The following is a 13,505-nucleotide window of genomic DNA, read 5'->3' on the forward strand; positions in this document are numbered from 1 at the left end:
CCGGAGCTGTGGTGGAGTCGCGCTCCCGCCGCCTCTCGGTCGCGGTGGCTTGATTCAGGCCGGTTCGGGCTGGGCGGCTGGATCCTTGTCGAAGTAGGGGATTCTGGCCGCCACCACCGCGGCGATGGCCACGAGGATGGCGCCCTGGGCTGTCGCGCCGTAGGCCCATTCCTGGCCGTGATCCATGAGTCTGCCGAGGACCGCCGTGACCGTGGCGACCGTCATCCCGGCCGCCGCCAGCGCCATCGAGATCGCGCGGCGGTAGTTGGGGAACAGGCTTCGCAGGAGCAGGCAGGCGATCAGCAGGACCACCGCGAGCATCCCGCCCATGGTCGCCAGCAGGGCGATCAACGCGACCGGCACCCAGCGTTCGCCCGCGGGTGCCGAGGACAGGTCCGTGCGACGTCGCGCCGGGAGCAGGACCAGGGCGATCAAGCCCAGCACGGCGACCAGGCCGATCAGCAGCCGCAGGCGGTACGACGTGTCGGGGGCGAAGGTCAGGTCGACCGTCACGGGTCCGCCCTCCGGCAGGACCCACGCCTGCTGCCAGCCGTCGACCCTGGTCCGGGGGAGTGGCTGTCCGTCCACTGTGGCTTCCCAGCCGTCGTTCGCGTTCTCCGGCACCGCGAGCACGGACTTCGGGCCCGCCGCCACGGTCAGCGAGCGGGACGCGGCCTCCCACGACTTGATCTCCACCGCCCGCGCGCTGGGCGGCGGTGACGGCAGGTCCACCGGGGTCAGCCACAGGTCCTGGACGACGAAGCTGTCCGACCGGTCGGTGCGCACCTCGTGCTCGTCCGCGCGCAGTTCGACGCCGCCCGCGAGGTCCGCGCACGTGCCCAAGGGCAGGGCCCGGTGGTTGTTCAGGTCGTCAAGGGTGCCGGAAACCGTTGTGGCGTAATCGAACTGGTCGATCCGCAGGCTGGGGCCAGAACCGCAGGGGACGGTGAAAGGCGTGTCGGCGCCGATTCTCGGCAGGTCGACGCCCGCAAGGGTGACGGTGCTGATGCCTGCGGGCTTGGCCTGCCCGTCGTCGTGTCGGGTGATCTTGATTTCCATCCGGTCCGTCGTGCCGTGGTAGTCCACGGTGCCGTCGGTGAACACCGGCAGCCGCACCGTTCCGGCGGTGGTCTGGATCTCCACTTCGGACGGTGGGATGGCGCCGGACTCGGGCAGGGTGGCCAGGCTCAGGCCGCTGATGGCGGTTTCCCTGTCCCACTTCAGCCGCAGGACCGGATGCAGATCCGTGTAGTCGGCGATCCAGGTCGTCGCCGGGTCGTCGTCGACCGCGGCCAGCGGGCCCGCCGCAGGGTCGCCCGCGAGTTGGGTGGACGCCGACACTTCGAGGCCGGGGACCCGGATCGGGGCGCGGGCGCCCGCGGCGGGCAGGACCCGGCCGGAGACGGTGTAGGTGGCGTCGGTGGACGTGCGGAACAGGCGGTGCACGCCGTCCGGCTCCTCACCGAAGCGGGTCAGGCCGGGATCGCAGCGGGTCTTGTCCTCCTCGCGCACGCACGAGTAGCTGGGCAGCGCGCCCCGGGTGAAGGCGAAAGCCGTGCGCTGGTCGGGCTTCGGCGCCACGTCGGCCGGGACGCGCAGGGCGCGCTGGGCCTCGACGCCGGGGATGGTGATCTCGGCGATGCCCGCGTTGCCGGTGGTCCGGCCCGCCGCGACACCCAGGATGGTGACGCGCACGGTGCTGGTGAGGCCCGGGGCCACGGTGAACAGCTGCGAGTCCTGCCCGCGTTCGACCTCGCGGATCACCGAGCCCTTGTCGGTGGTGATCTGCACGCTGGTGACCGGCCAGCCCAGGCGGGAGTCGTCGACCACGCGCAGCGCGATCCGGTCGACCATGCGCGGGGTGTCGAGCTCCACCTCCAGCCACTGGCCCGCGGGGCCGCGCAGGCTGGAGGACTGCCAGGCGGTGTACGGGTCGCCGTCGATCGCGGCGAACGGCATCGACGACGGGTCGGAGCCGCGGACCGCGTCGGCGAAGCTGGCCGCCGAGGACGCCGTGACCCCGCGGATCCCGCGGTAGGTGGCCAGCGTCCGGTGCTCGATGCCCTCGAACGGCACCACATCGATCGCCGGCCGCACCTGGCGGGCCTTCTCGCCCTCGGTCATGGTCTGGCTCAGGTTGTCGCGCACCCGGCCGACGTTGCGCTCGCGGTAGCGCAGACCATCGGTGACCAGCCAGTCCCGTGCGTCCGGCGCGCCGCCGTCGCCCGCCATGACGGTCGGCCGGGTCGGGTCGAGCTGTCCGGAGTCGAGCAGCGGCAGCAGCGACTCGGGCCCGCCGCTGACCGTGGCGACCTGGTCGCTGGGCATGGCCACCGCGAGTGGCACGGTCCGCATGACCTCGTAGACCTCGATCGCCCGCGCCGCGGGCGCGTGCTCGTCGATGCCGCTCGTGCCCGCGCGAACCTCCGGGCCGAACCCGGCGACCTTCTCGATCCCCGGTGACCCGCGCAGCGCCGAACGCAGCATCGACAGCGGTGGCGCGCCGGTGGCGGACCGGTCGATGTCGTTGCGCAGCAGCAGGAACCGGTGCCCGGAGCGGGCCAGGAAGTCGGCCAGGCCGGGTGCCCCGCGGCCGTCGGCCAGCGCGTCCTCCACGGCGTCCATCAGGCGGGTGTTGCCCTCGGAGCCCAGTGGGATCTGGCTGCGCAGCGCCCACGGCGAGCGCGCCAGCGACTGCGCGGGCTCGTCGATCGTCCGGCCCCACGTGTACTCGCCGAACCCGGTGCCGGGGATCAGCAGCGTCCGCGCGTCCTTGTCCTCGTCGGCGAGCCAGGTCATCGCCGTGCGCCAGTAATCCGGCACCTCGTCCCAGCCGGGCCCCGGCCGCAGGGTGAACAGCCACGCGGGGGCCGCGGTGATCAGCACCAGCAGGAACCCCACGGCGAGCCGGGCGCGCGTCGCCCACAGCCCGGAGGCCTTGCGGGCCAGGCCGGGCAGCCGCCCGGAGATCGCGTGCATGAAGCCGAGCACCAGCGGCAGCCGAAGGCCCGGCTCGAACTTGTGCACGTTGCGCAGCGGCGCGAGCGGCCCGTCGAGCAGGGCCCGGACCGACTCGGAGAACGGGCTGTCGAGGGTGCCGACGTAGCCGATGGTCAGGAAGGTGACACCGGCGACGACGCCGAGGGTGAGGAACAGCCGCTCCGGTAGCCGCGACCGCACCAGCCCGAGCAGCCCGATCGCCGCGACCACACCCGTGGCCAGCATCAGGATCGGGTTGTCGATCAGCATGAACCCCGACGGCCACCACGGCGTGCCCTGCACGACGTAGGCCACCCACTGGTTCGTCCCGCGCAGCACCTGGAACAGCGAGGTCGGCGTGGTCGTGTTCGTCGCCGACTCGACGTAGTCGACGAACGGGAGGCTGTACTCGCCGAGCAGGGCCAGCGGCAGGAACCACCACAGGACCGCCAGGAGGACGCAGCCGAACCACCACAGCACCAGCCGCACGTGCTCGCGCGTCCACTGCCGGGTGAGCAGCCACAGGCCGGGCAGCACCAGGGCGAGGACCACGACCGCGCCGTTGACCCCGCCCATGCAGACGATCGCCAGCGCCGAGAGCCCGGCCGCGCGCCGGGGCGAGCCGATGCGCTCCACGCGGATCAGCGGCAGCAGCACCCACGGCAGCATGACCGCGGCGAGCATCTCCGCCGACAGCGGACCGATCTCGGTGAGCATCCGCGGCGCCAGCGCGTAGGCCAGTCCGCCGAGGTACCGCGCGGGCTCGGTGCCGATGCGCAGCGACCGGGCCACGGCCAGGACACCGCCGAAGGCCAGGCACAACAGCAGACCACACCACAGCCGCTGCACGACCCACGGTGGCAGCCCGACGGCTTGACCCAGCGCGAAGAACGGGCCCATCGGGAACAGGTAGCCGTAGGCCTGGTTCTGCAACTCGCCGCCGGTCGCGGCCGGGTTCCACAGGTGCAGCGCGCGGCCGAGGAACGCGATGGGGTCGACGGCGAGGTCGAGCTTGGTGTCGAACGTGGTCCGGCCGGGCCGCTGCAGGAACGACAGCAGCATCAGACCCGCCATCACCCAGGCGGTGAGGCTGCGCGGCAGACCGGCCAGCCACGCGCGGATCCGCGCCGGCCGACCCTGGGTCGGTTCCCGCGTGCTTGCCATCGGAGGGATGTTAGGCCGAACCGCCTGCTCAGTGCTCAGTCGTGCCGCCCCAGCTTGCGGATCACGTAGCGGCTTGACTGCCAGTGCGTCTCCGGCTCATCGGTGGTGATCGCCGCGACGATCTCGGCGCCGTGCATGGACACCACGGCCGCGACCTTGGCGGGCGGCAGCGCGGTCATCCGCATCGGCGCGGGGTAGCGCAGCACGAGCTTCTGGCCGAGCCGCACCATCCGGTACGGCGCCAGCCGCCAGATCGTGCCCTTGAGTGTCCACAGCGGACGGCTCGTGCACTGCAGGACGGCCACGGCGCCGGGCCGCAGGACCCGGACGAACTCGCCCAGGTAGTCGGCGATGACCTTGGCGGGCAGGTGTTGCAGAACCAGCTCCGAGTACACCAGGTCGAAGCTGTTGCTGGTGAACACGTGCAGGTCGGGCACCTCGTTGAGGACGAACTGGCACTTGCCGTCGGAGCGGTCGAGCGCGCGGGCGGTCTCCAGCATCGGCACCGACACATCCACGCCGACCACCTCGTCGGCGTACTCGGCCAGCGCCTGCGAGAGCCTGCCCGCGCCGCAGCCGAAGTCGAGCACCCGCGACCACTTGGTCGGCAGGCCCAACTGGTGCAGCCAGTCGCGGGCCCGGGCGACGTCGCGTCTGCCCAGTTCCAGGAAGTCGTCGACCTCCCAGCGGCCGCCGCGCTTGTCGTTGGCGACGTGCACCGCCCACAGCGAGTCCCGCGCGCCCAACTCGGTCCAGTCGCGTCTGACTTCCTCGAAACTCAAATGTCCGTCCCTCAGCTTCCGGGCGTGGGCTTGCACGCGGGCGGTTGGCACAGGAGCTTGCTCAGCGCGGCGTAGAAGATCTCCGCGATCTTGGAGGGGTCCGGGGTGGAGAAGGCCTGGCCGTCGGTCGCGGCGCTGATGGCCTGCAACTCGCCGACGTCGATGTCGGGGCCGATGCCGATGCCGATGACCGCGATCGGGCGCTTGGGGTCGGCCAGGGCGGCGAGTTCGGTGAGCAGCTGCTCGCGGCTGATGCCGTCGCGGTCCTCGTTCTTGCCGTCGGTCATGACGACGACCAGGTTGATCCGCCCGGGCTCCCAGTTCTGCCGGGCGGCCTTGTAGGCGGCGAGCGTGCTGTCGTAGAGCCCAGTCGCGCCCTTGGTCTGGTTCTCGATGCTCCGCACGGTCGGGATGGCGTTCGCCGCGAGGTGGTCGCTGACCGGGCGGACCGGAAGCAGCTCCCGGTAGTCCTTGTCGCCGTCGAGGTTGGTGGAGAAGACCCAGAGGCCGATCTTGGTGGTGCCCTTGAACAGCCGGATGCCCAGTTCGGCCGCGTCCAGGGTGACCGCCATCCGGGTCCGCCCGGTGCCGGGCACCTGTTCGGCCATCGACCCGGACACGTCGAGCAGGACCTGGATGCGGGCGCTGAGGTTCACCCCGGCCCACTCGTTGAGCACCCGGTCGACCTCGTCGGGGGCGGGCAGCGGGACCGGCGCGGCCGCTTCGGCGGTGACGCGCTTGTCCTGCGACCGGTCGCGCAGGACGTCCCCCGCCGGGCCGCGGAAGCCCGCCGCGCCGAGGAGTTCGCGCGCGGATGGGGCGAGCATCCTGGACAGGAACCGTTCCGCCACCGTGCGTTTCTCGCCCGTCGTGCCGGGCAGCACGACATACGGGTAGTCCAGCGACGGCGGGGCGGGGTCGGCGTACGCGGCGACGAGCTTGGTCGAGCTCTGCTTGACGTTGTGCCGCAGCACCGCGGTCTCCGAACTCGGGAACGCCGAGAGCGGCGGATGCGGGCTGGTGGTGCCGGGCAGCCGGGCGAACAGGTCCGAGGACTGGGCCACGGTGTTGGCGGAGAGCTTGCGCAGCAGTGATGTCGTGGTCGCGCCTGTTGTCTCAGTGGCGGCGTTGCTTTTGGGCTCCGCGAGCAGGAACAGGGTCGACGCGCCGATGGGGTCGCGGGCCGGGTCGGGGAAGCCGAGTGACTCCAGGACCTTGTTGTCGGCCATCACATCGGACCAGGTCGGGCGGGTCGCGGGCCAGCCGAACTGGCCCGCCAGGTCGTCAGTGAGGGCGATGACCACCGGTGAGGACGCGATCCGCGTGCCTTCGATCGGGGTCTGCCACGCGCCGTTGGACTGCGCGCGGCGCAGCCAGAGCGCGGACTCGGGGATCCACACGTCGGGCGGCTCGGAGCCGTCGGACACCGCGAGCGACTCGGCGACCCCCGAGGACTCCCGGCTGGTGACGCGCACGTCGTAGCAGTCCTCGCCCGCTTCGAGGATGTCGCGGCCGACCTGGGTGATGACGGGCGCGATGTCCGGCGACGCGGCGACGGTCAGGGAGGTGACCCGCTCGCAGTCCGAGGCGCCGAGGGTGTCCCGGAGGAAGTCGAAACTGAGCCAGCCCACCAGGGCGGCGACGAAGAGGAGGCTCAGCGCCACGACCGACGACCGTTGCGTCGCCGCACGGCCACCGCCCGGCGAGTGTCGCCCCATCCTCGATCCTCCTCCGACGCTTTCGTCGGAAGATACCCGCTATTTCATTCGCAATGAAGCGAATGTGCCATTTGGCGCAATTGTGATCGGGCGGTCGAATTTGATTGTCGACGGGAACAAGGCGCATTGTTCGCCAGAACAACGGGACTATACAAGTGGCTCCCCGATGACCACTCCGACCAGGCAGGCGGTGGTCGCCCCAGGTGCCCGGCGGAGATCGATCCGGTCGAATTCGGTCTCGGTGACCAATTGCAGCAAATGCACACCCTCGTGTAGTGGGAGGGTGAATGACGCGGCGCCCGCGTTGATCGTCACGGGTCCGGCGGCGGAGGTGAAGTACTCCAGTCGGATCAGCCGTTTGCCCTTCACCGGACCGGACAGGGGCACGAGGGTCGTCTGGTCGGTGACCGGGTAGCCGCACTCGGGCACCGGGCCCGGCTTACCGTAGACGGCGTTGACGACGCCCTTGACCTCCCGCGGCCTGCCCTCGCCGTCGAGCATGAAGATGGTCGGGGTCGGCTCGTCGAACCTGGGCGCGTCGGGGAGCAGACCGACCACCCGCGACGCCCGGCCCTGGTCGCCGAACCAGTAGATCATCACGTTGCTCGGCACGGACGCGTCGTAGACGACCATGTCCGGCCGCTGCCGAAGCGCCGCCCCCGCGGTCTCGACGTAGGCGCGGGAAGCCGGGAACTGCAGGTTGGGGGAGAGCCGCACGGTGCTCACCGTGGCCCCGGCCAGCAGCACAGCGGTCAACGCGACCAGCCCGACGCGCAGGGAGCGGCCGGGGATCCGGGCGGGTCGGGTGCCGTCCGCGCCCAGGGGCGGCAGGTAGGCGAACGCCGCGCACAGCACGAGGACCGGGACGGCGTCGGCGATGTAGCGGATGTCCAGGCCGATCAGTGGGCCGATCAGCGGCATCCGGGCCAGGGCCACCAGGACGACGTCGACCGCGAGGTAGCCGGCCAGCAGGGTCCACGCCCAGGCCGCGCGACCCCGGCCGACGACCAGTCCGCCGACCACGAGGGCGAGCGCGGCCAGTCCGCCGAGGAGCTTCAGCGCGGCCACCGGCTCGGCCAGCGCGGGCGAGCCCTCGAACACCGAGCCCGCCACCGGGAAGCCGAGCGTCGGGGTGAACAGGGTGTCGACCACCATCAGCCGGGTCAGCTCGACGACCTGCGCGCCGCTGATCTCGGTCTCGTGCAGAGGCGCTGACGCGAGTCCGAAGTAGACGACGGCGTAGACCGCCAGCAGCCCCAGGTGGACGAGCCACAGCTTGCGGTGCGCGAGCCAGGCCCGGGCGATCCCGGGGCCGAGTAGAACCGTGACGCCGAAGAGCAGGCCGACGAACAGCGCGGCCTTCTCGAAGAACGCCATGCCCACGACCGTCCACACGAGCGTGAGGATGGCGTCGCGGCGGCGCCCGGCGCGCAGGTAGCCGACGTGGCAGTACAGCGCGGAGAACATGGCCAGCAGCAACGGAAGCAGCTGCATGGCGTAGGCCCACCACATGGTGGAGGCGAGGATCACCGGGGAGGCCGCGACCGCGCCGAACGGCAGCAGCAGCGCCGAGCGCGGGCCGAAGCAGCGCACGAGCAGTCGCCAGAACACCACGAGCGCGGCCACATGGATCAGCACCAGCGGAGCCATCGCGACGGCGAAGTTCAACGGCGCCACCGCGGTGACGACCCAGGCGATGAGGAACAGGCCGGGGGCGATGTGGCCGTTGTAGTTCTGGAACAGGTAACCGACGTCGAGGGGGCTGCCCTTGGCCGCCAGATAAGTCATCAGGAAGTCGTCGTGCACGAAGAACCCGCCGGAGAGGAACCACAGGTGGATCCCGAACGGCACCCCCGCGATGACCATCGCCGCGAGCCCGAGCCGCGACGGCAACGGGATGGTCAGGGACCGCGCACGCACGTTCTTGTGCCTGCCGGTCCGGTGTTCGAGCGTGGTCAAGGCGAGCGCCCCCTCAATTCAAGCCCCCCGACCCGCGCCTAGTTCACCCGAACGGACCTCGCAGAGCAAACACCGCGAGGTCACGATCCCGGTTTGCAGCCCGCGAGTCCAACGTTCGGAACGACGAGTCCAACGTTCGCGACCGCCGATGCCCGTTCCGAACGTTGGACTCGTTGTTCTGAGCGTTGGACTCGCGAGTCAGGAGCCGGGCTTGCAGGTCGGTGGCTGGCACAGGAGCTTGCTCAGCGCCGCGTAGAAGATGTCGCCGATCTTGGTGGGGTCCGGGGTGGTGAAGGCCTGGCCGCCGGTGGCCTTGGAGATCGCGTCGAGTTCGGCGACATCGATGTCGGGGCCGATGCCGATGCCCACGACCACGAGGGGGCGGCGCGGGTCCTGCAGCTTGGCCAGTTCGGCGAGCAGCTGGTCGCGGGTGATGCCGTCGGGGTCCTCGTTCTTGCCGTCGGTCAGGACGACCACCACGTTGATCCGCCCGGGCTCCCAGTTCGCCCGGCCCGACTGGTACGCGGCGAGGACGCTGTCGTAGAGCCCGGTCGCGCCGCCCTGGATGGACTTGACGTCGCGCAGCTTCGCGATCGCGCCGCTCGCCTTGTGATCGGTCACCGTCTCGACCGGGAGCAGCTCCTTGTAGTCCTTGTCGCCGTCGAGGTTGGTGGAGAACAGCCAGATGCCGAACCTGGTCGTCGGCCGGAACAGGCCGATCCCGAGTTCCGCCGCGCGCAGGGTGACGGCCATCCGATCGAGTCCGGTGCCGGGCACCGGTTCGGCCATGGAGCCGGACACGTCGAGCAGGACCTGCATCCGGGAGTTCAGGTTCACCCCGGCCCACTGGTTGAGCAGCTGGTCGATCTCGGCGGACGCGGGCAGCGGCACGTGGTCGATCGGCGCCGCGGTCGTGCGCTTGTCCTGGGAGCGGTCCCGCAGCGCCTTGCCGTCCGGGGCGCGGAATCCCGCGTCGGCGAACGACGTCACCGCGGCGGGGTCCAGCAGCTTGTCGAGGAGCTTCTGCGCCAGCTCGCGCTTTGCCTCGCTCGCCTTCGGCAGCACCGTGTACGGGAAGTCCAGCGACGGCACGGCCGGGTCGGCGTAGGACGCGACGAGCTGGCTGTCCGTCGACTTCACGTTGTGCCGCAGCAGCGCGTTCTCCGAGGTCGGGAACGCCCCGAGCGGCTCGGCGGCGCTGGTCCCGCCGGGCAGCCGCAGGAACAGGTCCGAAGCCTGCGGGAGGGTGTTCACCGAGAGCCTGCGCAGCAGCGCGGTGAGCGCGGCGCCCTTGTCCTCCGCCGTGCCGGTCAACGCGCGCACGCCATGGAGCGTGGACACGCCGACCGGGTCGCGCGACGGATCGGGCATGCCCACCGAGATATCGGTCTGCCCGAGCACCTCCGACCAGGTCGGCTGCTTGCCCGGCCAGCCCAGGGTCGACGCGGTGACGTCCGTCAGGGCCAGCACGACCGGCGACGACGCCACGGACGTGCCGGTCACCGGCGTGTTCCACGCGCCCTTGTCCTGCGCGCGCTGCAGCCACAGGGTCGACTCCGGGATCCACGCGTCGGGCAGCTCGGAGCCGTCCGACAGCGCCAGCGACTGCGCGGTGGCCGCCGAGTCACGGCTGCTCACCACGACCCGGAAGCAGGCCTCCGGGTCGGCCTCAGCGGCCCGTTTGCCCGCTTGGTCGACGATGCCCGACACGTCCGGGGCGGCCGTGACCTGCAAGGACACCGTCTCGGCGCACTCGGGGCCGCCGAGCCGGTCGGAGATGTAGCCGAACGCGAACCACCCACCGATGGCGAGGACGAGCAACCCGGCCAGCAGCGCCACTGGTGACCGGGTCGCCTTCGTCCTCTTGGCCGACGAATGCCGTCCCATTGCAGCCTCTCGGGTACGTGTGGATCCTCGGAGCCTGACCCGAGCAAATGCCTATGAATAGAGGCTGTCGACCTCGGCGCCGAAGTCCTTCATGATCACGCGGCGCTTGAGCTTGAGCGACGGGGTGAGGTGGCCGGTCTCCGGGCTGAACTCGGTGGCCAGGATGCGGAACTTGCGCACCGACTCCGCCTTCGACACCGCCGCGTTGCCCTCGTCCACGGCCTTCTGGATCTCGGCGACCAGGTCGGCGTCGTCGACCAGGTCGGCCAGTGTGGCCCCGGCGGGCTTGTCGACCGTGGTCTTCCAGTAGGTGAAGTAGTCCGGGTCGACGGTGATCAGCGCGGCGATGTACTTCTGCCCGTCGCCGACGACCATGGCCTGCGCGACCAGCGGGTGCGAGGCGATCCGGTCCTCGATGACCGCGGGCGCGACGTTCTTGCCGCCGCTGGTCACCAGGATCTCCTTCTTCCGGCCGGTGATCGACAGGAAGCCCTCGTCGTCGAGCGAGCCGAGGTCGCCGGAGGCGAACCAGCCGTCGGCGTCGATGACCTCGGCGGTGGCCGCGTCGTTGTTCCAGTAGCCCTTGAAGACCACGCCGCCCTTGATCAGGACCTCGCCGTCCTCGGCGATCTTGACCGCGACGCCCGGGATCGGCTGCCCGACGGTGCCCGCCTTGAAGTTCGTCGGCGCGTTGACCGTGGAGGCCGCGGTCGTCTCGGTGAGGCCGTAGCCCTCCAGGACGGTCAGGCCGACACCGCGGTAGAAGTGGGTGAGCCGCAGGCCGAGCGCCGCGCCACCGGAGATCGCGTACTTGGCCTTGCCGCCCAGGGCCGCCCGCAGCTTGCTGTAGACCAACTTGTCGAAGACCGCGTGCTTGATCTTCAGACCGAGGCCGGCCTTGCCCTCGGCCTCGCTGTAGGCGATCGCGGTGGCCGCGGCGGCGTCGAAGATCTTGCCCTTGCCCGCCGCGTGCGCCTTCTGCCGGGAGCCGTTGTAGACCTTCTCCAGCACGTACGGCACCGACAGGATGAAGGTCGGGTTGAAGCTCGCCAGGTCGTCGAGCAGCTTCTTGACGTCGGGGCCGTGGCCCATGGTCGCCCGGGCGTAGACGCAGCCGACCTGGACCATCCTGCCGAACACGTGCGCGATCGGCAGGAACAGCAGTGTCTGGGCGTCCTCGGTGCTGCCCAGGCCGCGGAACAGCGGGCCCAGCACGTCGGTGGCCGCGGCGCACTCGGCGAAGAAGTTGTCGTGGGTCAGCACGCAGCCCTTGGGCTGGCCGGTGGTGCCCGAGGTGTAGATGATCGTGGCGACGTCCTCGGACTTCACGCCCGAGCGGCGCTCCTCCACGGCGGCGGTGTCCACGTCGGAGCCCGCGGCGACGATCTTGTCGATCGCGCCGTCCTCGATCTGCCACACGTTCTTGAGCGCGGGCAGGGCGTCACGGATCGCGTCGACCCTCGACTGGTGCTCGGCGTTCTCCACGATCGCGGCGACCGCGCCCGAGTCGGACATGATCCACTGGATCTGCTCGGCCGACGACGTCACGTAGATCGGCACCGGGACCGCGCCCGCGGCCCAGATGGCGAAGTCGAGCAGCGTCCACTCGTAGCGGGTCGCGGCCAGGATGGCGACGCGGTCGCCCGCGCCGACCCCCGAGGCGATGAGGCCCTTGGCCACGTCGACGACCTCGCCGAGGAACGCGGTGGCGGTGACGTCGGTCCAGTCGCCCGCGGCCGAGCGGCGGCGGAACGCTACGTAGTTCGGGTCTTCCTTCGCGTTGGTGTAGACCAAGTCGGCGAGGCCGCCGGCCTCATCTCGCTTAGCGACGGCAGGGACGGCGAACTCGCGCATTAGCTACTCCTCCGGGCACAGAACCGCAGGCAGGTCGAAGTCACCGGCACTGACCTCGCCCGCTACCTATCGGTAACTTTGTCGGTATCTTGCCTGTATAGCCCTCGCTCGGCTAGAGGACGATGACAAATCGGTACCTGCTGTCCATTTACCAACAGTGTGTAGCGATCCCACTACGCACGCTCGGTGAGCCCGGTGCGGAAGGTCCGCCGGTACATATCCGGCGGGACGCCGACCGTCGCGTGGAAGTGCCTGCGCATCGTCGTCGCCGTGCCCATGCCGGTGTTCGCGGCGATCAGGTCGACGCTGTCGTCGGTCGTCTCGAGCAGTTCCCGCGCCCGCTGGATCCGCTGGGCGTGCAGCCAGCGCAGCGGCGTCGTGCCGGTGACGGCGGCGAACTGGCGCGCGAGCGTGCGTGAGCTCACATTCGCCTGCCGGGCCAGGTCCTCCACCGTGAGCGGCTGTTCGAGCCGCCCGACCACCCAGGCGAGCAGGTCGGCGAGGACGTGCTCACGCCGCTCCGGCATCGGCGCGGTGATGAACTGGGCCTGCCCGCCAGGGCGGTGCGGGGCCACGACCAGGACGCGGGCCAGCCGGTTGGCGACCGCCGCGCCGTGGTCGGTCCGCACGAGGTGCAGGCACAGGTCCATCCCGGCGGCCTTGCCCGCGGACGTGAGGATGGAGCCGTCGTCGATGTAGAGCACGCTCGGGTCGACCTGAACGCGCGGATAGCGGCGCGCCAGGACGTCGGCGTGCAGCCAGTGCGTGGTGGCCCGCCGCCCGTCGAGCAGGCCCGCGGCGGCGAGGACGAACGCCCCGGTGCAGATGGACACCACTCGGGCGCCCCGGTCGTGGGCCGCGCGGACCGCGTCGACCAGGTCGCGAGTGGGCTCGTCATCGATGTCACGGCTGGCTGGGACGATCACTGTGTCGGCGTCGGCGAGGCCGTCGAGGCCGCGGATGGCGTTGTCGGGGAACCAACCGCGCAGCCGTGCGGGGTCCGTGCCGCAGACGCGGAAGTCGTACCAGGGGTCGGCGAGGTTGCGCCGGTCCACACCGAAGACCTCGTGCGGTGCGGCGAACTCGAACAGGGACGTTCCGTCGGGTATCGCCAGCGCCACGGAGGTCATGTCCGAAAGTGTACGCATCGTGGCGTTCCTGC

General features: G+C 70.8%; 7 protein-coding genes. All 7 read right to left on the bottom strand.

The window, feature by feature from the left end:
* Positions 1 to 54 precede the first annotated feature (54 nt).
* Positions 55 to 4,143: an alpha-(1->3)-arabinofuranosyltransferase gene (locus tag GPZ80_RS23745; RefSeq protein WP_187223298.1), complete on the bottom strand. Its 4,089-nt coding sequence runs from the start codon at positions 4,141 to 4,143 to the stop codon at positions 55 to 57.
* A gap of 35 nt (positions 4,144 to 4,178) precedes the next feature.
* The gene (locus tag GPZ80_RS23750; protein WP_222719775.1) at positions 4,179 to 4,925 is read right to left on the bottom strand and encodes a class I SAM-dependent methyltransferase; all 747 of its coding nucleotides are present in this window, start codon (positions 4,923 to 4,925) and stop codon (positions 4,179 to 4,181) included.
* An 11-nt stretch (positions 4,926 to 4,936) separates the two neighbouring features.
* The gene (locus GPZ80_RS23755) at positions 4,937 to 6,643 is read right to left on the bottom strand and encodes a substrate-binding and VWA domain-containing protein (RefSeq protein WP_187223299.1); all 1,707 of its coding nucleotides are present in this window, start codon (positions 6,641 to 6,643) and stop codon (positions 4,937 to 4,939) included.
* Between the two features lie 147 nt (positions 6,644 to 6,790).
* Positions 6,791 to 8,602 (bottom strand): glycosyltransferase family protein, encoded by a 1,812-nt coding sequence (locus tag GPZ80_RS23760; protein ID WP_187223300.1) that lies wholly within the window; start codon positions 8,600 to 8,602, stop codon positions 6,791 to 6,793.
* Positions 8,603 to 8,800: 198 nt separating this feature from the next.
* Positions 8,801 to 10,489, bottom strand: coding sequence for a substrate-binding and VWA domain-containing protein (locus GPZ80_RS23765; protein ID WP_187223301.1), 1,689 nt, complete (start codon positions 10,487 to 10,489; stop codon positions 8,801 to 8,803).
* 51 nt (positions 10,490 to 10,540) lie between these two features.
* The gene (locus tag GPZ80_RS23770; protein ID WP_187223302.1) at positions 10,541 to 12,343 is read right to left on the bottom strand and encodes an AMP-dependent synthetase/ligase; all 1,803 of its coding nucleotides are present in this window, start codon (positions 12,341 to 12,343) and stop codon (positions 10,541 to 10,543) included.
* A gap of 173 nt (positions 12,344 to 12,516) precedes the next feature.
* Entirely contained in the window at positions 12,517 to 13,473 is a 957-nt protein-coding gene (locus GPZ80_RS23775; protein WP_187223303.1) for a helix-turn-helix domain-containing protein, read from the bottom strand.
* Positions 13,474 to 13,505 lie beyond the last annotated feature (32 nt).

Source organism: Actinokineospora xionganensis, assembly GCF_014323725.1.
Lineage (GTDB): Bacteria > Actinomycetota > Actinomycetes > Mycobacteriales > Pseudonocardiaceae > Actinokineospora > Actinokineospora xionganensis.

What these genes read in the sequence shown, in the direction of transcription:
- GPZ80_RS23770 (WP_187223302.1), bottom strand. Translation starts at nt 12,343, where the DNA reads ATGCGCGAGTTCGCCGTCCCTGCCGTCGCTAAGCGAGATGAGGCCGGC.
- GPZ80_RS23755 (WP_187223299.1), bottom strand. Translation starts at nt 6,643, where the DNA reads ATGGGGCGACACTCGCCGGGCGGTGGCCGTGCGGCGACGCAACGGTCG.
- GPZ80_RS23745 (WP_187223298.1), bottom strand. Translation starts at nt 4,143, where the DNA reads ATGGCAAGCACGCGGGAACCGACCCAGGGTCGGCCGGCGCGGATCCGC.
- GPZ80_RS23765 (WP_187223301.1), bottom strand. Translation starts at nt 10,489, where the DNA reads ATGGGACGGCATTCGTCGGCCAAGAGGACGAAGGCGACCCGGTCACCA.
- GPZ80_RS23775 (WP_187223303.1), bottom strand. Translation starts at nt 13,473, where the DNA reads ATGACCTCCGTGGCGCTGGCGATACCCGACGGAACGTCCCTGTTCGAG.